21 protein-coding genes and 2 tRNA genes are annotated in these 20526 nt (G+C 49.1%); 10 read left to right on the top strand and 13 right to left on the bottom strand.

Features of this window, described 5'->3' with window-relative positions; translation table 11 throughout:
• Nucleotides 1-6: 6 nt before the first annotated feature.
• Together ACTHRY_RS00785 and ACTHRY_RS00780 are read right to left on the bottom strand one after the other, a co-directional pair.
• A complete protein-coding gene (locus ACTHRY_RS00785) occupies nucleotides 7-915 on the bottom strand; it encodes a hypothetical protein (RefSeq protein WP_049323713.1) in 909 nt (302 codons plus the stop codon).
• A 308-nt stretch (nucleotides 916-1223) separates the two neighbouring features.
• Nucleotides 1224-1299 (bottom strand) — tRNA-Phe (locus tag ACTHRY_RS00780).
• A gap of 204 nt (nucleotides 1300-1503) precedes the next feature.
• Here ACTHRY_RS00780 and ACTHRY_RS00775 point away from each other — a divergent pair.
• A complete protein-coding gene (locus ACTHRY_RS00775) occupies nucleotides 1504-2064 on the top strand; it encodes a hypothetical protein (RefSeq protein WP_049360232.1) in 561 nt (186 codons plus the stop codon).
• A gap of 47 nt (nucleotides 2065-2111) precedes the next feature.
• On the opposite strand, the gene coaD is transcribed toward ACTHRY_RS00775, so the two are convergent.
• From coaD to ACTHRY_RS00760, 3 genes are all read right to left on the bottom strand, one after another.
• Nucleotides 2112-2624 carry a pantetheine-phosphate adenylyltransferase gene (gene coaD / locus ACTHRY_RS00770; protein ID WP_049323715.1) on the bottom strand — a complete coding sequence of 171 codons (513 nt, stop codon included), beginning with the start codon at nucleotides 2622-2624 and terminating at the stop codon, nucleotides 2112-2114.
• Nucleotides 2625-2731: 107 nt separating this feature from the next.
• A complete protein-coding gene (locus tag ACTHRY_RS00765; protein ID WP_049323716.1) occupies nucleotides 2732-3418 on the bottom strand; it encodes a Bax inhibitor-1 family protein in 687 nt (228 codons plus the stop codon).
• Nucleotides 3419-3580: 162 nt separating this feature from the next.
• Entirely contained in the window at nucleotides 3581-3856 is a 276-nt protein-coding gene (locus tag ACTHRY_RS00760) for an oxidative damage protection protein (protein WP_003682648.1), read from the bottom strand.
• Nucleotides 3857-3983: 127 nt separating this feature from the next.
• On the opposite strand from ACTHRY_RS00760, the gene glnE reads away from it, so the two are divergent.
• Nucleotides 3984-6668, top strand: coding sequence for a bifunctional [glutamate--ammonia ligase]-adenylyl-L-tyrosine phosphorylase/[glutamate--ammonia-ligase] adenylyltransferase (glnE, locus tag ACTHRY_RS00755; RefSeq protein ID WP_049323717.1), 2685 nt, complete (start codon nucleotides 3984-3986; stop codon nucleotides 6666-6668).
• A gap of 90 nt (nucleotides 6669-6758) precedes the next feature.
• Nucleotides 6759-7271 (top strand): SH3 domain-containing protein, encoded by a 513-nt coding sequence (locus ACTHRY_RS00750; protein ID WP_049323718.1) that lies wholly within the window; start codon nucleotides 6759-6761, stop codon nucleotides 7269-7271.
• A 111-nt stretch (nucleotides 7272-7382) separates the two neighbouring features.
• Here the strand turns inward: ACTHRY_RS00750 and ACTHRY_RS00745 are convergent, their stop codons facing one another.
• Nucleotides 7383-7610 (bottom strand): hypothetical protein, encoded by a 228-nt coding sequence (locus ACTHRY_RS00745; protein WP_049323719.1) that lies wholly within the window; start codon nucleotides 7608-7610, stop codon nucleotides 7383-7385.
• 321 nt (nucleotides 7611-7931) lie between these two features.
• Between ACTHRY_RS00745 and ACTHRY_RS00740 the strand changes: the two genes are divergently transcribed.
• The 4 genes from ACTHRY_RS00740 (at nucleotide 7932) to ACTHRY_RS00725 (ending at nucleotide 12637) form a co-directional block, all read left to right on the top strand.
• Nucleotides 7932-9026 carry an FAD-dependent oxidoreductase gene (locus ACTHRY_RS00740; protein ID WP_440373963.1) on the top strand — a complete coding sequence of 365 codons (1095 nt, stop codon included), beginning with the start codon at nucleotides 7932-7934 and terminating at the stop codon, nucleotides 9024-9026.
• Nucleotides 9027-9194: 168 nt separating this feature from the next.
• Nucleotides 9195-11258 carry a glycine--tRNA ligase subunit beta gene (gene glyS, locus ACTHRY_RS00735; protein WP_049323722.1) on the top strand — a complete coding sequence of 688 codons (2064 nt, stop codon included), beginning with the start codon at nucleotides 9195-9197 and terminating at the stop codon, nucleotides 11256-11258.
• Nucleotides 11259-11422: 164 nt separating this feature from the next.
• On the top strand, nucleotides 11423-12502 hold the full coding sequence (apbC, locus tag ACTHRY_RS00730; RefSeq protein WP_049323723.1) for an iron-sulfur cluster carrier protein ApbC: 1080 nt from the start codon (nucleotides 11423-11425) through the stop codon (nucleotides 12500-12502).
• Between the two features lie 59 nt (nucleotides 12503-12561).
• Nucleotides 12562-12637, top strand: a tRNA-Lys gene (locus ACTHRY_RS00725).
• A gap of 37 nt (nucleotides 12638-12674) precedes the next feature.
• On the opposite strand, the gene ACTHRY_RS00720 is transcribed toward ACTHRY_RS00725, so the two are convergent.
• The 6 genes from ACTHRY_RS00720 to ACTHRY_RS00695 form a co-directional block, all read right to left on the bottom strand.
• Complete coding sequence (locus ACTHRY_RS00720; RefSeq protein WP_440373976.1) at nucleotides 12675-13661, bottom strand: tyrosine-type recombinase/integrase; 987 nt, start codon at nucleotides 13659-13661, stop codon at nucleotides 12675-12677.
• Nucleotides 13577-13906 carry a helix-turn-helix domain-containing protein gene (locus ACTHRY_RS00715; protein ID WP_083301548.1) on the bottom strand — a complete coding sequence of 110 codons (330 nt, stop codon included), beginning with the start codon at nucleotides 13904-13906 and terminating at the stop codon, nucleotides 13577-13579. The genes ACTHRY_RS00720 and ACTHRY_RS00715 overlap by 85 nt, the downstream gene beginning before the upstream one ends.
• Before the next feature lie 266 nt (nucleotides 13907-14172).
• Nucleotides 14173-14607, bottom strand: a complete 435-nt coding sequence (locus tag ACTHRY_RS00710) for a hypothetical protein (RefSeq protein WP_440373962.1) — start codon at nucleotides 14605-14607, stop codon at nucleotides 14173-14175.
• Nucleotide 14608: 1 nt separating this feature from the next.
• Complete coding sequence (locus ACTHRY_RS00705) at nucleotides 14609-15367, bottom strand: nucleotide-binding protein (protein ID WP_440373961.1); 759 nt, start codon at nucleotides 15365-15367, stop codon at nucleotides 14609-14611.
• A 150-nt stretch (nucleotides 15368-15517) separates the two neighbouring features.
• On the bottom strand, nucleotides 15518-16069 hold the full coding sequence (locus tag ACTHRY_RS00700; protein ID WP_049351571.1) for a TrbM/KikA/MpfK family conjugal transfer protein: 552 nt from the start codon (nucleotides 16067-16069) through the stop codon (nucleotides 15518-15520).
• Nucleotides 16070-16179: 110 nt separating this feature from the next.
• Complete coding sequence (locus tag ACTHRY_RS00695) at nucleotides 16180-16347, bottom strand: hypothetical protein (protein WP_164836862.1); 168 nt, start codon at nucleotides 16345-16347, stop codon at nucleotides 16180-16182.
• A 139-nt stretch (nucleotides 16348-16486) separates the two neighbouring features.
• On the opposite strand from ACTHRY_RS00695, the gene ACTHRY_RS00690 reads away from it, so the two are divergent.
• On the top strand, nucleotides 16487-17107 hold the full coding sequence (locus tag ACTHRY_RS00690) for a hypothetical protein (RefSeq protein ID WP_070814584.1): 621 nt from the start codon (nucleotides 16487-16489) through the stop codon (nucleotides 17105-17107).
• 1357 nt (nucleotides 17108-18464) lie between these two features.
• On the opposite strand, the gene ACTHRY_RS00685 is transcribed toward ACTHRY_RS00690, so the two are convergent.
• On the bottom strand, nucleotides 18465-19148 hold the full coding sequence (locus ACTHRY_RS00685; RefSeq protein WP_440373960.1) for a S24 family peptidase: 684 nt from the start codon (nucleotides 19146-19148) through the stop codon (nucleotides 18465-18467).
• A gap of 120 nt (nucleotides 19149-19268) precedes the next feature.
• On the opposite strand from ACTHRY_RS00685, the gene ACTHRY_RS00680 reads away from it, so the two are divergent.
• Nucleotides 19269-19481 carry a helix-turn-helix domain-containing protein gene (locus tag ACTHRY_RS00680; RefSeq protein WP_168166787.1) on the top strand — a complete coding sequence of 71 codons (213 nt, stop codon included), beginning with the start codon at nucleotides 19269-19271 and terminating at the stop codon, nucleotides 19479-19481.
• 3 nt (nucleotides 19482-19484) lie between these two features.
• A complete protein-coding gene (locus ACTHRY_RS00675; RefSeq protein WP_440373959.1) occupies nucleotides 19485-20252 on the top strand; it encodes a hypothetical protein in 768 nt (255 codons plus the stop codon).
• Nucleotides 20253-20526: the final 274 nt, after the last annotated feature.

Below are 20526 nucleotides of genomic sequence, written 5' to 3'. Positions count from 1 at the left end.
AAAGTATTATCTGCCTGACGGTTGTCCATAATAATCCGCCAGCTTTTTCAGACGGCCTTTGAGCAGCGGATGCAGCAGCTTTTTCAAAATCACGCTGACAGGCAAAACCACCAAAATCATCGCCAATAAAAAGACGATGTAAAAGCACAGCAGCGCACGGCGCAAAAACGGAGAAATACGGCCTGCCGCCATCAAAAGCCTGCCCCAGACGAAGAAGCTGCGGCCGGCGGCGCGTTCGCTGAAAATCAGTTTTTCATTAACCGTCACTGCGCCCATGTTTTGAAACAGGGTTTCGTCCAAGGGCTGTTGGTTTAACAGCGCATCGCGCAATTTCGTCCCAAACCGCGCCGCATCCGCCAATTCTTCTTCAGCAATGCCGGCGGAGGGCAGGGAGCGGAAATAGCGTTTGTCGCCGGTCAGCATCCATGCGGGCGTGGTAATGAAACTGGCCGCGCTGTTGCAGGCATCGATTTTTACGATGTTGCCAATGAGTTTGGCGCCGTTTTGTTTCAGCAAAGATTTCATTTTTTCCTGCGCGCCCAGCCACATATTGCGGCAGCCGATAAGCGTGATGACCGGTTTGCCGTCCAGCAGGCGGCGCGTTTCTTCGCGTTGCAAAAAGGCGGTCATCGGTTGCGAAGGAGAGAGGAACCAAACGGTGTAGGCAATGACCACTACATCGTAATCTTCGGACGGAATGTGCGGCGGCAGAATCGGGGCGGGCTTTAAATGGACGGTTTCAGGAAAGGTATCGAAAAAACGCCAAAACGGCCACGGAAACGGAAACGCCTGCTCCGGGACGATACTGACGCAATCAACCTGTATGCCGGCTGTTTGCAACGGCGCGGCAAAATTTCGCGCCAGGCTGGAGAGCTGCCCCGTTTGCGAGTAATGCACGATCAGCACTTTTTTCATTATCTTCCCTACAATGAGTAAGTTATGGTTGGTTTGGACGGTATTATATAGTAAACCGACCGGCCTTGAACTTTATTCATATTCAGTATGTTCGCGAAGGTTTCAGCCGATTTGGATGGAAGCGCCGTATTCTGTCGGAATGGGGCGGTGAAGCGGATTTTTATGCCATGCCAACATGAACAACGGCCGTCTGAAAATTTTCAGACGGCCTTGTGTGGAAATCGGGACGCATGGTCTGGAATGGGATTTGCGCTAAGTATGGCGTGCAAATCGTATAGATAAAAAAATAACCGCTTCAAGGCGGTTGGTGGTGGCCAGAGGCGGAATCGAACCGCCGACACACGGATTTTCAATCCGTTGCTCTACCAACTGAGCTATCTGGCCTTCGCATGTTTCGTTGCGAGATGTGAATTAAACCAAATTTCGTTGCCTTGTGCAAGCGTTTGTAGGCTTTATTTTTGAGGCGGTAAATTAAGATTTTGTTTTGTATTGAATTATTTTTCGTTTTAATTGGCGGTTTTTAAGTTTGCCGGTTTGATTTTCAGACGGCCTAAGATACAATCGGCTTTTTTGCTTTGGATTTATGCCATGCTGTATGTGTTTGTTCGTGATATGTGGGATGTTTTGCGTTTGCGCTATCGTTCGCCGGAGACGTATTTGTATTCGCCTTTGGTGATGGCGGCGGTGTTGCTGCTGTTGGGCGTAGTGAACGCGGCCAGCATGTCGCCTTTGTTTGGCGGCGGCGCGGCGGCGGTGTGCCTGTCGGTGATTTTGGTGATTGTGAAATGGTTGGTGTTGAGCCGCTCGATGCGCAAGGTGCTGCATTATTACGGTGCGCCCCGGCTGCCTTTGTGGGGCTTTATTTTGGTGTCCGAGGCTTTGCTCTTGCCGCTGTTGCTGGTGTTGTATGTGCCGGCGTTGGCTGTGTTTGCGCTGTTGTGGCAGGCTTGGGTGTTTGTGGTGCAGGTACGCGGTTTGATGTGGATGGGGAATGCGACGGTAGGCCGTGTTTTAGTGGGTTATGTGTTGTATGGTATCGGCATGTTGTGCGTGGGTACGGTGATTTTGATGTTGTTTATTAACGCCGGTTGGTTGGACATGGAAACGTTAAAACAAAACCTGCAGGCGGTGATGTCTGCCCGTCAATAATCAATGAAATTTGGAAGGCCGTCTGAAATGTTCGGACGGCCTTTGTTTTATGTGTTTGTTTCGTGGTCTTGCAGGATTTTTTGATAGACGGGGTCGGGGAGGTAGCGGCCTATCATGTCGCGCCAGCCTTGGGGGCCGACCAAGCCTTTGACCATGGTGGAGGATACTTCGGCGATTTCGCGCGGCGGCATCAGGAAAACGGTGGAGATTTCGGGGGCGATGTCGCTGTTGATGTAGCGCATCGAGCGTTCGTATTCGTAGTCGGCGGCGGAACGGATGCCGCGGACGATGAAATTGGCTTTGGCTTCGCGGGCGTAATCGACCAAAAAGCGGTTTTCAAACACGCTGATGCGGACGTTGGGGAAGGGGTGGGTAATGGCATCGAGCATGGCGCGGCGTTCTTCTATGCTGTAGGTGCTGCGCTTTTCGGGATTGGTGCCGATGGCGACGATGAGTTCGTCAAAGAGGGATTGGGCTTCCTGTATCATCCACAGGTGGCCGAGGGTGGGTGGATCGAAGCTGCCTGCGTACACGGCACGGCGCGGAGTGGTCGTGGTCATTTTGGGTTGGGAATGGGGTTTGTGTGGCGTTCAGGATAGGGGAGTTTGCCGGTGATGTCAAAAATCAAAAAGGCCGTCTGAAGTTTCAGACGGCCTTTGCGGCTTGATCAGTCGTCACCGCTGAGAGAGATGAGGATTCTCAAGAGGCTGCTGAAAATATTGTAGATGGAGATGAAGATGGTCAGCGCTGCGCTGATGTGGCTGTCTTCGCCGCCGTCGATGACGGTACGCACCTGCCACATAATCATCAGGGAACTGAAGACAACGAAGCCGGCCGCGATGGTCAGGCTCAGGGCAGGGATGTTGAGGAAGATGTTGGCCACAACGGCAATCATGAGCACGATGGCGCCGGCACCGAGGAAGCTGCCGAGTTTGTTCATGTTCATTGTGGTGCGGCGTGCCATGGCGGACATGGTGAAGAATACACCGGCGGTCATGGCGGCGGCCGTGCCGACGATTTGTGCGCCGTTGTTAATCGCCAGGGCGTATTGCAGCATAGGGCTGATGGCAAGGCCCATGCCGAAAGTGAAGATCATCAACAGGGCGATGCCGACGTTGCTGTAACGGTTTTTCTCGATCAGGAAGGTCATGCCGTAGAAGAAGCCGAAGAAGGCGGCCAGGGCAACATAGTATGAGCCGAACATGGCGAAAATGTTAAAGCCTGTTTTGGCGGAAAAGAATGCGCCGGCAATGGCAGGAATGAAAGACAGGCCGAGCAGGCGGTAGGTTTTTTGCAGGACGGTATTTTTGGCAACCGAGCCTTGCGAGGTATAGTCGTAAACGTCGTTTTGCATGGCGTTTGCTCCAGTGTGGATTGAAATGAATGAAATTTGGATTTTAACAGAGAATCATGGGTTTGTATGATTTATCTGTTCTATTTGTCTAATATGCGGGGCAATCGGGAATTTTAAAGGCCGTCTGAAAATCGGGTTTCAGACGGCCTCGGCGTTTAATGCTTATTTAGGCTCTTGCGGAACGTAGCCTTGTACGGCATCTGCGCCGTCGCCGAAGAAGTATTGTTCCATCTGCTGGGCGAGGTATTCGCGTGCGCGCGGATCGGCAAGGCTTAGGCGGTTTTCGTTGATGAGCATGGTTTGGTGGCGGGTCCATGCCATCCATGCTTCTTGGGAAACGTTTTCGAAGATGCGTTTGCCCAGCTCGTTGGGCAGCGGCGGAAATTTCATGCCTTCGGCTTCTTTGCCGAGTTTGACGCAGTGAACCATACGGGTCATGGCGGTTTCCTTATGATGGGTTGCAAAGTTGGTATTTTAGCCGATTGCACGGATAGGGGAAAGCGTGGCTTTCAGACGGCCTGAAAGCTTGCTATGATGGTCTTTTCTGTTTATTCAGGCAAAGATTATGAACCGCCTCGACACCGCCCGCCGTTATTCCCTGTTTCTCGCCCGCAACCTTGATTCCGGCAAACTCAAGCCGGAAATTTTCCTGCCCATGCTGGACAAGGTGTTGACCGAAGCGGATTTCCAAGCCTTTGCCGACTGGGACAAAATCCGCGCGGAAGAAAATGAGGAAGAATTGGCGCGGCAGTTGCGCGAGTTGCGCCGTTATGTGGTGTCGCAGATTATCGTGCGCGATATAAACCGCATCAGCGATTTGAACGAAGTAACCCGCACAATTACGCTGTTTGCCGATTTTGCCGTCAATACCGCGTTGGACTTTTCTTACGCCTATTATCAGGATATGTATGGTACGCCGATCGGGCGTTATACGAAATCGCCGCAGCATTTGAGCGTGGTGGCGATGGGTAAGGCGGGCGGTTATGAGTTGAATGTGTCTTCCGACATCGATTTGATTTTCGTCTATCCCGAATCGGGCGACACCGACGGCAGGCGCGAACGGGGCAATCAGGAATTTTTCACCAAAGTTGGGCAGAAACTGATTGCGTTGTTGAACGACATTACCGCCGACGGGCAGGTGTTCCGCGTCGATATGCGGCTGCGGCCGGACGGCGATTCAGGCGCGCTGGTATTGAGCGAAACCGCGCTGGAGCAATACCTGATTACGCAGGGGCGCGAATGGGAACGCTACGCGTGGTGCAAAGGTCGCGTGGTTACGCCGTATCCGAACGACATCAAATCGCTGGTGCGCCCCTTTGTGTTCCGCAAATATCTGGATTACAGCGCGTATGAAGCAATGCGCAACCTGCACCGCCAAATCCGCAGCGAAGTCAGCAAAAAAGGCATGGCGGACAACATCAAACTCGGCGCGGGCGGCATCCGCGAAGTCGAATTTATCGCCCAGATTTTCCAGATGATACGCGGCGGCCAAATGCGCGCGCTGCAACTGAAAGGCACGCAGGAAACGCTGAAGAAACTTGCCGAGCTGGGCATCATGCCGTCTGAAAACGTCGAAACCCTGCTTGCCGCCTACCGCTTCCTGCGCGACGTTGAACACCGCCTGCAATACTGGGACGACCAGCAAACCCAAACCCTGCCTGCCTTGCCCGAACAGCAACAACTGCTCGCCGAAAGCATGGGTTTCGACAGCTACGCCGCCTTTTCAGACGGCCTCAACATTCACCGCACCAAGGTCAATCAGTTGTTCAACGAAATCTTGAGCGAACCCGAAGAACAAACGCAAAGCAACAGCGAATGGCAGTGGGCATGGCAGGAAAAACCCGACGAAGAAGAGCGGCTAGGCCGTCTGAAAGAACACGGGTTTGATGCCGAAACTATCGCCGCAAGGCTCGACCAAATCCGGCACGGCCATAAATACCGCCACCTTTCCGCCCACGCCCAGCCGCGTTTTGACGCCATCGTGCCGCTGTTCGTACAGGCAGCGGCAGAGCAACCCAACCCGACCGATACGCTGATGCGGCTGTTTGACTTCCTCGAAAACATCAGCCGCCGTTCCGCCTATCTCGCCTTCCTCAACGAACATCCGCAAACCCTGGCGCACCTAGCACAAATCATGAGCCAAAGCTCATGGGCGGCGGCGTATCTGAGCAAATATCCGATTCTGCTGGACGAACTCATCAGCGCCCAGCTTTTGGATACCGCGTTCGACTGGCAAGCCCTTGCCGCCGCCCTTTCAGACGACCTAAAAGCCTGCGGCGGCGACACCGAAGCGCAAATGGACACCCTGCGCCGCTTCCAGCACGCCCAAGTCTTCCGCCTCGCCGTCCAAGACCTCGCCGGACTGTGGACGGTAGAATCCCTCTCCGACCAACTCTCCGCCCTCGCCGACACCATCCTCGCCGCCGCCGTGTCATGCGCGTGGGCGGATATGCCCAAAAAACACCGCGACACGCCGCAATTTGCCATCATCGGCTACGGCAAACTCGGCGGTAAAGAGCTCAGCTATTCCTCCGACCTCGACCTCGTCTACCTCTACGACGATCCCCATCCCGACGCAGGCGACGTGTACAGCCGCCTCGCCCGCCGCCTGACCAACTGGCTTTCCGCCGCCACCGGAGCAGGCAGCCTCTACGAAACCGACCTGCGCCTGCGCCCCAACGGCGACGCCGGCTTCCTCGCCCACAGCATCGCCGCCTTCGAAAAATACCAGCGCGAAAACGCCTGGACGTGGGAACACCAGTCCCTCACCCGCGCCCGCTTCATCTGTGGCACACCCGAAATTCAGACAGCCTTCGACCGCATCCGCACCGAAATCCTCACCGCCGAACGCGACCAAACCGCCTTGTCAGGCGAAATCATCGAAATGCGTGAAAAAATGTTCCCTACCCATCCGCCGGTTGACAGCAACGTCAAATACGCGCGCGGCGGCGTGGTCGACGTCGAATTTATCGTCCAATATCTGATACTTGCCCATGCCCGACGGTATCCGCAACTCCTCGACAACTACGGCAACATCGCCCTCCTGAACATCGCCGCCGACTGCGGCCTCATCGACAAAACCCTCGCCGAACAAAGCCGTACCGCCTACCGCTTCTACCGCCAGCAGCAACACAACACCAAGCTGCGCGATGCCAAAAAAACCGAAGTGACGGACGAATTGCTGACCCACTACGGCAATGTGCAAAAACTGTGGCAGGAAGTATTCGGGGCAGAAGTGAAGTTCGGATAAGCAGGCGGACGTATTCAGCGTCAAAGCTTGCACGGCAACACAATTTACCGCCACAACAAACTCACTCTAAACATATAAGGAAAACCAACCATGAAGAAAATGGCACTGTTTTTAACGGTTTTACTGTCGTCGGCTGCAGCCCAAGCTGCTGATTACTTTTTGCCTTATACCGAATGCGATGGCTCTGCAAACGTTCGTGCCGCTCCTGATACACGCAGCAAAATCATGACCGTACTGGATTATGAAAGCAAAAAACATAAAATACTCAGTAAACAGGGTAAATGGTTTCATATTCAATTAGACGGGCACCGTACAGGCTACGTCCATCAAAGCCAAGGCTTTATCGTGCACAATTATGTCGTCGCCAGCCCGGACGGATCGGCAAACGTCCGTAGTATCGACTATTTCAAAGGACCGATTGGTCAAGCCGAAATCATTAAAACGCTTCCTAATGGCACTTATGTACAAATTGTCCCGTCTTTAAGAAAAGGCGACTGGCTTTTGTATGACAACCAGGGGGCTTACACAGAAAAAGACGAGTATGGGCATCATGTTTCGATTCAGGGTTATATCCACAAAAGTCAACTTCGACGCGTGGAGTAATAAAGCAAGCAATTTACCCGATAAAGCATACTTTCGGACATAAAGTAGGTACTGTTTTGCAAAGATATAAAAAAGGCCGTCTGAAACTTTTCAGACGGCCTTTTATGGTATTTATTCTTCTTCCTCTTCCGGTTCTGCTTCTGCCTCTGCAGGTTTTTCAAGGAAATTGCCTGCCAACCACAGTAAAGCGCCGCCGCCTGTAATGCCTGCTTTAATCCATAGGGCGGTATCTTCGCCCCATTCGTAAATCCAGGCCAAGACTTTGGGGACGGCGTTCATATAATTCAAACCGAATGCCAATACGCCGAGGATAAATAAAGTACTGCCTAAGCTTTTCATTGTTATTCCTTATAAAATCAAATATATGCATCAAAACAATTCAATAAATGCAGTGATGCCGAGTGAATGAATGTGTCAAGAAATGCCATTATATTCGGTTTTATGTAAAGAAGATATTTTTATCAAAACTGAGTGGCAGGCTGAGGTGATGGGGAACTGCTTGCAGAGGGGAAATTCCGTCTGTTTGTTTATAAGTTATCGGCTTGGTCTGGGCAATCATGATATGCAAAAACTGTTCTCATTTTGTGTCGATATTGTGATAAAGCAAAACAAGTTCTAAAATATGCAGTTCATTTTCATATTAAAAACAAGGAGAAACTGATGTCTAAGATTGCGGTACTCGGCGGCGGCCTTTCCGGTCGCCTTATTGCGTTCCAATTGGCGGAGCAGGGCGTGGCGGTAGAGTTGTTTGAGAAAGGCGAACGTAATGGCGCACAAGCCGCAGCCTATGTTGCCGCCGCCATGCTGGCGCCTTCTTCCGAGGCGGTGGAGGCAACGCCCGAAGTCATCCATTTGGGCAAACAAAGCATTGCGCTTTGGCGCGCGATTGTTGGCCGTCTGAACACGCCGGTGATGATGCAGGAAAAAGGCAGCCTGATTGTTTGGCATACGCAGGACAAGCCGCTTTCTGCCGAGTTTGCCCGTCATTTGAAGCGCGGCGGCGTGCCGGAACACGAAACTATACGTTGGAACGCGGATGAAATCGCGGCCAACGAGCCGCAACTGGCAGGGCGGTTTTCAGACGGCCTGTATCTGCCGGTGGAAGGACAGTTGGACGGACGGCAGGTATTGAATGCGCTTGCCGATGCTTTGGAATCAATGAATGTGCCTTGCCATTGGTTGTGCGAACGCGAAGTCGAAGATTTGGCGGCGCAATACGATTGGGTTATCGACTGCCGCGGTTATGGTGCAAAAGCAGCGTGGAACAGGCCGTCTGAAAGCCAATTGCGCGGCATACGCGGCGAAGTGGCGCGCGTTTACGCACCCGAAGTCGAGCTGTCCCGCCCAGTGCGCCTGCTGCATCCGCGCTATCCTTTGTATATCGCGCCGAAGGAAAACCATATTTTTGTGATTGGTGCGACCCAAATCGAAAGCGAAAGCCAAGCGCCGGCCAGCGTGCGTTCCGGTTTGGAACTTTTGTCCGCGCTGTATGCCGTGCATCCGGCCTTTGGCGAGGCGAATCTTTTGGAACTGGCCACCGGCCTGCGCCCGACGTTAAACAATCACAATCCCGAAATCCGTTTCAACCGCGAACGCCGCCTGATTGAAGTCAACGGCCTGTTCCGCCACGGCTTTATGATTTCGCCGGCCGTGACCGGCGCGGCCGTGCGTTTGGCCGGTGCGCTGTTTGCCGGAAGCGACATTCCCGAATACGACGAAACCAGCGGTTTGCCGTATATCCGCGCTGCGAATTGAAGCCATTGCGGACAAAGTTGCTTGAAAATCGGGCAAATTGTTTGTGAAAGACAGCCACAGGCCTTCTGAAAATGATAAAATCGCTGTCAATTCAATTAACCTTGCGTCTGAAAACCGCATGATGCCGTATTCAGACGCCAAACCAATTTCCTATTTAACGATAAGCACATGACAACCCAAACCCTCTTAATCGAACTTCTCACTGAAGAACTCCCGCCAAAGGCCCTCAATAATTTGGGCAACCATTTTGCCGCTTCCGTTGCCGAAGGCTTGGAAAAAGCGCAACTGATTGACGGCGCGGCCGAATACACTGCCTACGCTTCTCCGCGCCGCTTGGCCGTTCAAGTCAAAAACGTGAAGGCCGTACAAGCCGACCAAAAAATCGTGAAAAAAGGCCCGGCCGTGGCCAATGCCATGAAAGACGGTGCGCCGACTAAGGCTTTGGAAGGTTTTGCGCGCGGTGCGGGTGCGAAAATCGAAGACTTGACCATCATCAACGACGGCAAGCAAGACGTGTATGCCTACGAATACGTCCAAACCGGCAAACCGCTGGGCGAGCTTTTGGAAGACATTATCAATCAAGCCGTTAAGAAACTGCCGATTCCGAAAGTGATGCGTTGGGGCAGCAGCACGTTTACCTTCGTGCGTCCTGTACACAGTCTGATCGTGCTGCACGGCGGCGACATCGTGAACGTCAGCGTTTTGGGTCTGCAAAGCGGCAACAAAACACTGGGTCACCGCTTCCTCTCCAACGGCGAAATCGCCATTGAAAATGCCGACAGCTACGCCGCCCAAATGCGCGAGCAAGGCAAAGTTGTCGCTTCGTTTGCCGAGCGCAAAGCCGCCATTCAGACGGCCTTGAACGAACAGGCAGGCCGTCTGAACGCGACCGTTGCCGCCGATGAAGCATTGTTGGACGAAGTGACTGCATTGGTCGAATGGCCTGTGGTATTGGAAGCCGGTTTTGAAGAACACTTCCTTGCCGTGCCGCAAGAATGCCTGATTCTGACCATGCAGCAAAACCAAAAATACTTCCCACTGCTCGACCAAAACGGCAAGCTGATGAACCGCTTCCTGCTGGTGTCCAACCTGCAAACCGAAGACCCGTCGCACATCATCCAAGGCAACGAACGCGTTTTGCGCGCGCGCCTGTCTGATGCCGAGTTCTTCTACAAACAAGACCAAAAAGCGACTTTGGAAAGCCGCCTGCCGAAATTGTCCAGCGTGGTTTACCACAACAAAATCGGTTCTCAGGCCGAACGAATCGAGCGTCTGCAAAGCATTGCCGCCCACATCGCCAAAGCATTGGGCGCGGATGCCGCCGCAGCCGAACGCGCCGCACGTTTGGCCAAAGCCGACTTGGTCACCGAAATGGTCGGCGAGTTCCCCGAGTTGCAAGGCACGATGGGTAAATACTACGCCCGCTTGGACGGCGAAACCGAAGAAATCGCCGAAGCCATTGAGCAGCACTATCAGCCGCGTTTTGCCGGCGACAACCTGCCGAACGGCAAAGTGGCCACCGCTGTTGCGCTGGCCGACAAACTGGAAACCTTGGTCGGCATTTGGGGCATCGGCCTGATTCCGACCGGCGACAAAGACCCCTATGCCCTGCGCCGCGCCGCCTTGGGTATTTTGCGGATGCTGATGCAGTACGGTTTGGACGTAAACGAACTGATTCAGACGGCCTTCGACAGCTTCCCCAAAGGTTTGCTCAACGAAAAAACGCCGTCTGAAACTGCCGACTTCATGCAGGCGCGCTTGGCCGTGTTGCTGCAAAACGATTATCCGCAAGACATCGTTGCCGCCGTATTGGCGAAACAGCCGCGCCGTCTGGACGATTTGACCGCCAAACTGCAAGCCGTTGCCGCGTTCAAACAGCTTCCCGAAGCCGCCGCATTGGCCGCCGCCAACAAACGCGTACAAAACCTGCTGAAAAAAGCCGATGCCGAGTTGGGCGCGGTTAACGAAAGCCTGTTGCAACAAGACGAAGAAAAAGCCCTGTATGCCGCCGCGCAAGGTTTGCAGCCGAAAATCTCCGCCGCCGTTGCCGAAGGCAATTTCCAAACTGCTTTGTCCGAACTGGCTTCCGTCAAACCGCAAGTCGATGCCTTCTTCGACGGCGTGATGGTAATGGCTGAAGATGCCGCCGTGAAACAAAACCGTTTGAACCTGCTGAACCGCTTGGCAGAACAAATGAACGCAGTTGCCGACATTGCGCTCTTGAGCGAATAAGGCTGCGTTTCAGTCAACCCGCTTTTCAGGCTGCCCGATGATTCAGGCAGCCTGAAGTTTTTCGGGCGTATCCCTTACATGGCGTTCAAGGGTATAATTCAGCAGATTTGTCAGGCAGGCAAATCGCGCACATCAAACAATTTCCCACATTCAAGAGGCAGATTATGAATATTCCAGCCATCCGAACCGCACTCGATGCCGTGTTGATTCCCACCACAATACGCACTTTGGGCAGCGAAAAAGCCGTTTCGCTTCTGGAAGAGCGTTCAGACGGCCTGCATATCGGCCTGAAATTCGCGTTCCCGGTTGCCCATATTGCCGCAGACATTGCCAACGCCGTTCAAGAAGCCGTCATTTCGCATACCGGCGATACCCATATACACTTGAGTATCGATACCGAAATCGGTACGCATAAAGTCCAACCCGGCGTAGCAACCATCAAAGGCGTGAAAAATATCATCGCCGTAGCATCGGGCAAAGGCGGCGTCGGCAAATCAACGACCACTGCCAACCTTGCCACCGCAATGGCCAGAATGGGCGCGCGCGTCGGCGTACTCGATGCCGACCTGTATGGCCCAAGCCAGCCCACCATGCTCGGCGTACAAGACCGCAAACCCGACCAACAAAACAAAAAACTCATTCCCGTTGAAGCTGAAAGCGGCATTCAAGTGATGTCCATCGGTTTCCTGGTCGATACCGACCAAGCCGTCGTTTGGCGCGGCCCGATGGTCAGCCAAGCCTTGCAACAACTTATGTTCCAAAGCGAGTGGGACAATGTCGATTATCTCTTCATCGATCTGCCACCCGGTACCGGCGATATCCAATTGACTCTGTCGCAAAAAATCCCCGTGACCGGCTCCGTTGTCGTGACCACGCCGCAAGACATCGCCCTGATTGATGCACGCAAAGCCGTGGATATGTTCAACAAAGTCAATATTCCGATTTTGGGCGTTTTGGAAAACATGTCTGTCCATATTTGCACCAACTGCGGCCATGCCGAAGCAATCTTCGGCGAAGAAGGCGGCAAAAACTTGGCAGAGCGTTTGAATGTACCGTTGCTCGGCCAGCTTCCGTTGAGCCTGCCCGTGCGCGAAGCCATGGACAGCGGCACATCTTTAGCCTTGTTTGAAAACAACCAAACCATCGCCGACATCTACACCGAAGCCGCCTTCCAAATCGCGCTGGCCATTGCCGATAAAGGCAAAGACTTCAGCAGCCGCTTCCCGAAAATCGTCGTCGAATAAAAAAGTTTAAAAAAGGTGTTGACAGCTGTGTGCCCCGTCTCTATAATGCACAGCTTATCGGGTCGTTAGCTCAGTCGGTAGAGCAGCGGACTTTTAATCCGTTGGTCGAGCGTTCGAATCGCTCACGACCCACCACTTTTCCTAAGCCTAAACAATTGTTTAGGCTTTTTTCTTAGCCACCGCCTATATTGGGGTGTGCCTGTTTTGTGTCGAAACCAAGACCGACACTGTCCAATATAGCCGCGTGTCCGTGCAAATGTTCGGGGGCTAGATGGGCATACTTCTGAACCATCCCGACATTTTCCCAACCACCCATTTCCTGCAAAGCGGCGAGCGGAACTCCGGCTTGTACCAACCAACTTGCCCATGTATGCCTCAGATCGTGCCATCTGAAATCAACAATGCCTGCCTGAGACAATGCGTTTTTCCAAATACGCGAACTGATGCTTTTCACGGGTTTACCGTTTGGTAGAGTAAAAACAAAAGATGGATGTTTGCCCATCCGTTTTTCCAATATACCGAGTGCCGTCTGATTCAGGGCAACGCCGATAGCGCGTCCTGCTTTGGCTTCGTCTGCCTCAATCCATGCCGTCTTGCGACTTAGATTGATATGCGACCACTTCAGCCCCAGTACATTGCGTTGCCGCAAGCCTGTCGCCAAACTGAACACTGCCATATCAGCTAAATACTCCGGCAGGGCATCAATCAGCCTTTGGGCTTCTTCATGCTTCAGCCAACGGATACGGCGTTTGGCTTCACGATACAGTTTCAACTTCGGCACATTGTCCAGCCAGCCCCATTCTTTTTCCGCCTTATTCAAAATCGATCGAATTAAGGCAAGATAGCGATTTTTGGTACTGTCCGAACAAGTCATGCGGTTAATAGTCTGCATGATGAAATCACGGCTCATATGGTGCAAGAAGACACCTCTGAAATGAACTAGACAGCGCAAACGGCTTATGTCATCCCTGATACTTTTCTTGTCCCCCATCTCTTCAATCCACCGAACTGCCGCTTCATCCCACAGTCGTTTCGGTTTTTCGTTGAAATGTTCCTGCTGCCACAATTCATGTTTCAGTTTGTCATGCAGCCTTTGGGCTTCATTTTTGTCTTTGGTGCGAGAAGATTGTCTAATTCTTTGACCGCTTTGCGTTGTGATGTCAATGTAATAGACGCCATTTTCGCGTTTATAGATCGGCATTTTTGTTCACTCCTACTTTCGAGTGAAGCCAGCATCCGCGCATTTTCCAGTTCGTTTATAAATGCGTCAAGTGCGGGCTGCGTGATACAGTATTTCCGTCCGGGCATGGAGGCTGCCAAACGGCCGGAGCGGATATGTTCCCGTATGGTTTCGGGATGGCATTTGCAGTATTGAGCCGCTTCTTTCACGTCATATGTCTTCATGGATTACCTCGATATTTCATAAACCGTGTAGGGCGCGTTTTCCTGTAGTAGCGACAGCCGTCTAACTGCCGCATATCGCTTGATACGGGATTCCAACACTAAAAAGTTGTTTCGGTCGATATAAAACAGCAGGCAGAGATAACCCTGCCTGTCTGCTTCGAGTGGAACGAGACGGAAGTGAGGAAACTGATCATCCTTTGGATTAAACAGGGCGCTTACTTTTACGGTAACAACTTCTACACTCTTCTCTATCAGCATAAAGTTCCCTAAACAAATTTCAGAACAAGTATGGAACAGAAGAAAATCAGTGCCGCAACTAACCATGACCGGTTTATCTTCGTTGTTACTTCGTCAAGGTATCCCTTCATTTGTTTGTCAATTTTGGCTTGGATTGAGGCGTACAACTTGCCTTCACTTTCAGCTAGCTCTTTACCATACCCTGCTAGAAGATCTGCCATAATCTGTTCACGATAAGTCTTCAAATCTTCAGCAATTTGAACTGCCGTTTTCAACGGTTCTTCGATTTCAGAAGTAATTCCGTCAAAATCCTCACGAGTACGGTTACGTTGTTCCTCAAACAAGGCTTTCAACCGGCTTTCCTGTACCAACAGAATTGCAATAACCGGGTCGTCTGCTGTAAGTTTGATACCTGAAACCCGGAACACGTCGGCAATAATGGCATCTACTTCTGCTTTTTCCATATCATGCCTCTGATTTTTCCGGTTGGCGTTGAGTAGCCAAAAACTCTATTTGATCCAGTTGTTCATACAACTCACGCTGTACCGTACGCAGACGTTGGCGAGGCATCAAGCCAAATTCACCTGAATTTTGTGCTTCAGTTAAAGTCAGGTTTTTGGTTGTCATTTCTTTTATATCTGCACCAAACGTATCAGGGTTGCGATGTGAAATATGTACCACGCCGATAATACGATCCTTGTATTGCTTATAAACACCAAATTCTTCAAACGGTTTATCTTTAGTTACCACACCTTGAAAGTCGTTAAGCCAAATAACCACTTCAGCCTGTAAAGCATTTAATGTTTGCACCAAACCTGTAATACAGTCATCAAGAGCCTGTCCACCTACGAGTGGTACATGAATAATCATGCGGATACCGTTTTCGGCCAAGAAGGGCGGTACTTCGTTTTCTGCCATATAAGACATCAATGGCACAAAAGTAGCAGCCCCGTTGTCAATGACAGCAATACCTTCCTCGTTTACCAGCTTCTCAATCAATCCATCAAAATAGCGGGAATCAATATTATTACTGTCATTTAAAATATCGATTACTTCAGGATTTAACGCCGAGAAACGGCTAAAAGAAGGATTTACGGGATCAGTATCAAAGCAATGCAGTTGCTCTCCACTGGCTTTTGCTTTGAGGTAGTCACCTAAAAAACTTGCAATCGTTGATTTACCAACGCCGCCTTTACCTTGTGCAATAAAATGGACTTCTTTCATGGCATAACCTTTCGTTTGTTCAAATGATTTTTTACAAAAAGAAACCTGCTCGTCCCTGAACAAGTTTGTGTTTGTAAAAAAAGCAGCCCTATATAGCAGGGCTGCCGAAGCTGCTAAACATTTATGCCTATGTAGAGCAGGAGTGAAGATTTAACGAATATCTACCCAGCGACCACCATTCTTCTCTTCGCCGACATATCGTACTTTATCGCCCGCAGTCGTCCATCCGTGGTCGTAATAAGCCTTGCAGTATTCCGGTTTATCAGGTCTGACGTAAAACTTTTTAACCATCTGGCAATTTTCATCAGACGTATATTGTCGGCCAAAACGATATTTGTTTTTTTGTTCGCATACCTTCTCAAACCTTGAATAACGCATCATGCGGTTCAACTCTTGAGCATCACACCGGCCAGCTCCATTTGCAATTGCATCAACCAAACCCGACATTTCGGCACTTTCCGAACTACTCGGACACATTTTTAAAAAGTTACGACGCGCCTTGATCGTATTGCCCAATTTTTTGTGGCGAATCGAAAAATATCGTCTAATAGAAGACGCACATTCGCTTGGACGATCACCTGATGACAGACATAAAATTGCCTCACACGCCAAGCGCGTATCGCCTGTAAGCACATCGTCAGCATAAGTCGCCGGCGCTGCTCCCAGTAACGCCGCAATTAACAAACCCAAAGATTTTTTCATACACACACCTTTTCCATATTGAAATAAAAGACGAAAAAAAGGATAATCTGCGTACCCCTACGAGATCATCCATCTCAACTTAAAGCCGCTTTTGAATGAAAGCGGCTTTTTCATTGCCAAACAACTGTGCGAACTTGGAACTTACATCCATCCTGAACGATATTCACACACAAATCACCATTACCTTTCATCAACAGATCAACCTGTTTAGATGCGGCTCTCATACTATGATAAGTACCAATAATGATTTGCTTAACGGGCTTGCGGATCTTTTTCATGTTACTTCCTTTCGCTTTTAGATGAAGTGAAGGTCGTCTGAAACCATTTTCAGACGACCTTGAGAATAGGCGGGCATTTCTCTACCCGTGTTAAGATTGGATTACCACATCTTCTCTTTACACGAAACAAGAAATGCCCATGAAAAACAATCAAAAAGAGTTATTTGAAAATATTACTATCAGTGTTGTTTATGGCTCGCTTTTGATAAAAAGTATGCCTCTATTTATTTTTTTATGCGTGATATTTTCCGCTTGGCAGCTATGGGAAAACCATAGTGAAATCTCAATAAAATTTAAATGGACGTGGAAACTATTTGTTTCTTCAGCACTTGCATTATTTATCGCCAAAATAATTTCGATCCATCATTTCAATCACAAATATGGGATCTATCCCGAATATCTTAACTATTCAATTTCTGTATGGACTATCATCACTGCTATTACGTTTTTAACACTTCCAATCTTGTGGCATATACTCAAACTCATGATAGAGGGTAGAAATGCCCCGTTATTTAAATCTTTTAAAAAAGGTATCTATGCAATAACACTCTTAATTATGTGGGGGCTTATTATCAAAGCATATGATAAAGCTACCGAGTATGATCGCTGGCCACTCATGTTGGATGCGTACAGCTATTCCGACTGCAAAACAAGTCAAGGTAGTATTGCCATACGAAAAGATGATACAACGTGTTACCGATTCATACTTAGCTATCCACTCAAAATAGAGATGCAGGAATATCCATCACCTAAACCATGAGGAGCAACCGTGGCATGAGCCGACATCCAAGGATAACCAAATAATCATTTCCGATATAATCCACACCTGAAATCCGATGGCTATCGTTGTCAAAGCTGATTGCCTATCGTACTCTTTCCAGCCTCGGAATATATAGAATGAATGCAACAACGCCCATGTTAAAATTATAGACAGTCTGATTTTATTGCAGCAGTCCACTTATCATTCATCTCCAGAAGATTATTGCAGGGCTTTCACCTGCTCCCCGACCTATTGCCGGTAGTCAGCCTTATCAAGACATCGCTCAAAACGGTAGGGTGCGATAAATACCATACCGCCGATTTTTACCCTCCCGCTACTGCTTACTGATTCACAGGCAAAGTGCTTGTACAGGACATCACACACGGACGGTTTCGGAACCGCTCAGTCTTTTTGCTCCGAGCCACTGAGTTGCCCGCCACCCTATAATGTAACCAGGCGGTAGAAAAAACAATTTGGAATATGTTTTAAGACAAATTTATCTTATAATGCGTTTCTTCGTCATTTGTCATAATGACACTATTGAACTATAATAAACTATCTGATTATTTCAGATGAACCCAAACGGAAACCCGCTTCTTGCACAAGCGGGCTTGGATTTGGATACATGTTTAAAGACGGGTAGCGCCGTCTGAACATTTGGGCATTTGCCCTATCGGACTTTTCCGATAAATACCCGCTCACGGCGGGGAATATAAAAACCAAAATGTATTTTGCAGCTTGTCCGCAGATTATCGCTGCTGCATCGGGATTACGTCCCGATTAAAAAATACGTCCAACTTGCCGCCTGTTACCGGACCCCACTGGGCAACCCGGATGCGCGGCATTTTTTTTGGCAGGTCGGATGCTGCCTGCAACCGTTTGTCCGATTTACCCAAAGGCTCGATCACCTTTTTTACGCATGATGTTTCAGTCTTTTCACGCTAAAACAACTCCGAAGGCCGGTTGCTTCGTTCCAAACTGTTAAAGAACTTTGATAGACGTATATTAGCCATAGGTAACAAATATTGCAAGAAAAATATTAGCTAAAGCTAAATATTTACATTTTTAAATATTCAACATATTGTTTTAAAAGATTATATTTTTAGAAAATAAGTTACTAGAAGTAGAAAAAGGTGGTCTGAATTATCAAACCACCTTAGAACAAGAATTCCCCAAGAAGGACAATTAAAGTCAGAATTAATGCTGATGTTCTGACAAGTTTGTAAGAATCGTTATTATAAGAATCGTTATTATCAGGGGCTTTAAACAATTTCTAGAATGTGACAGCCCTTATGAAGTTAACCAGGGCATATGTGAAAATAAGAGGTCGTCTGATATTTTCAGACGACCTCTTATTTTAAAACCTTTGGAAAATCTGAGACTGCCCTATTAAGACTTTGCCAATGACTACAAGACTTGATCTGTTTTTGGTAGAAATTTCCCAACTCTTATACTGACGATTGTCAGAGATTACGAGCAGATTATTACCAACCATTTGTAATCTCTTCAAATGAAGATGATTTCCAACCATAAACAGGTACACCCCATCTCCATCATATTTGTTTGTTGATATATCTACAAACACCAAATCACCCGGCTCAAGTGTTCCGGACATATTATCAACTCGTATATTTGTTAGCCTTAGACTATCTGGGTTTTTAGCAGAGAAAATCCTGCGATACTGATCTTCCGTATACTCAATATACGAAATATTGGCTGAAATATCTGACGTATTGATTGGATACTGGTCAAGTATATCGTTATCCAGCATTTTTATGGTAAATGGTGATACGGTCGTTTCAGCAGCTTTGGGTTCAGCCGATTTATTTGCCCAAAATCCTTTTCCACTAGCAAGCCAATCAGGATCACATTCGAGAAATTCAGATGCTCTTAGTAGATTTTGCCCGGCTAAAACCTTTGTTGTCCCATTCAGCCATTTAGAAACTGAGGGGGGTTTGACTTTGCAATATTTAGCCAAATCAGCTTGTGATTTACCTAAGTCGTCAAGGCGTTTTTTAATTCTGTCTGCAAGTGTATTCATTTTCTAATTATCGCTTTACAGCTTTTTCTTTTGGGTAATAGCTTTTTTTCGATTATTGATTTATTTGTTAGCTATGGGTAATATGTAAGTCTTGGTTTTGTCAATTACAAGGAAATGACAGTGAGCGAATACACATTGCAACAGTGGTTGCGAGAAAGAAGAGGTCGTCTAAAAGAGATGGCTGAAACATTAGGTATAAACTACTCATGGATTTCTCAAATTGCCAGCGGTCGGAAAAAAGCACCGCTGGATACAGCTATTAAAATCTCGGCTTACACAAATAATGAAGTTACGGTTGAAGCCATTTCTAAAGCTTATAAACCAAAAAAATAACCTATGCTCACAGCCGAAATCCGCCACCACATAACAACGGACTTCGTGGTTTACCGCGAGTTCGGGCTTTTGTGCGGCTCCAATATTCAGGCAGCGACATTATTGTCAGGGCTGTTTTGGTGGAGCGACGTGGCCGATAAAGAACCAAAACGTCAGGGTTGGTTTTATAAAACCGCTTCCCAGCTGTTCGATGAGTTCGGACTGACACGGCGTGGCTATGAAAAGGCAAGAAAATTCCTTTCAGGCAAAGGCGTTATCCAATGCCGACGTGCAGGTGTACACGGCAGGATGCACTGGCAGCTCAATAAAGAGCGTCTGTTAGAGCTATGCTATCTTGTCAAAGGCCAACCAGTGCCGCAATTCGACAGCCGTTATCATATCGATACCGACAATTTTCGCCTTGAGAAGTGGATTAACCTCACACTTTGGAATGACTTTCTGAAGATGCGTGCCGAAAAAGGCAAGCCCCTCAATATCAAGCAGAAAAAAATCCTGCTCAAACAGCTTAAAGACCTCAAAAACAAAAACTACGACCTCAATGCCGTGATGCAGAAATCGATTCTGAACGGCTGGGCAGGCTTCTACGCCTCCGACCGTTCCCCCAACATCCCTACGCCACCAACGTCTGAAGCGGCCACACGCAAAGCTAAGGCGGAATACGAGGCGCAAATCAAACAATCCGCCGACCCGCCGCCCGATACAGGCGGACAGCGGAATCCCGACAACCCTCACCGTCAAAATCTCCAAAATTACTATAAGAAAAAACAGTAACCATCATTAGGCTGTTGGCACAGCCATGCCCCAAAGCTGCTCCGGCAGCTTTTTTTGCGCTTTTTGCCGGTAGATATGCTACCTAAAAGGCTGTTTTGTCTGTTTCTCTCAACAATTTGAGATGTGATGGGCTGTTTTTCTGCTTCGTTTACCTGTTTTTATCCGAATCAAATTTAAAGAATAAGTTTTAATGTTGAATATAAGTATCTGAAAATATTATGTTTGTACATAATGAGCAAAGAACTTTGGCTTTAGAGGACATAGAACTTTGTCC

It is taken from the genome of Neisseria sp. P0004.S004, assembly GCF_051963335.1.
Taxonomy (GTDB): Bacteria; Pseudomonadota; Gammaproteobacteria; order Burkholderiales; family Neisseriaceae; genus Neisseria.
The sequence above is the reverse complement of the archived record's forward strand: the minus strand, read 5'-3'. Positions and strand labels throughout refer to the sequence as shown.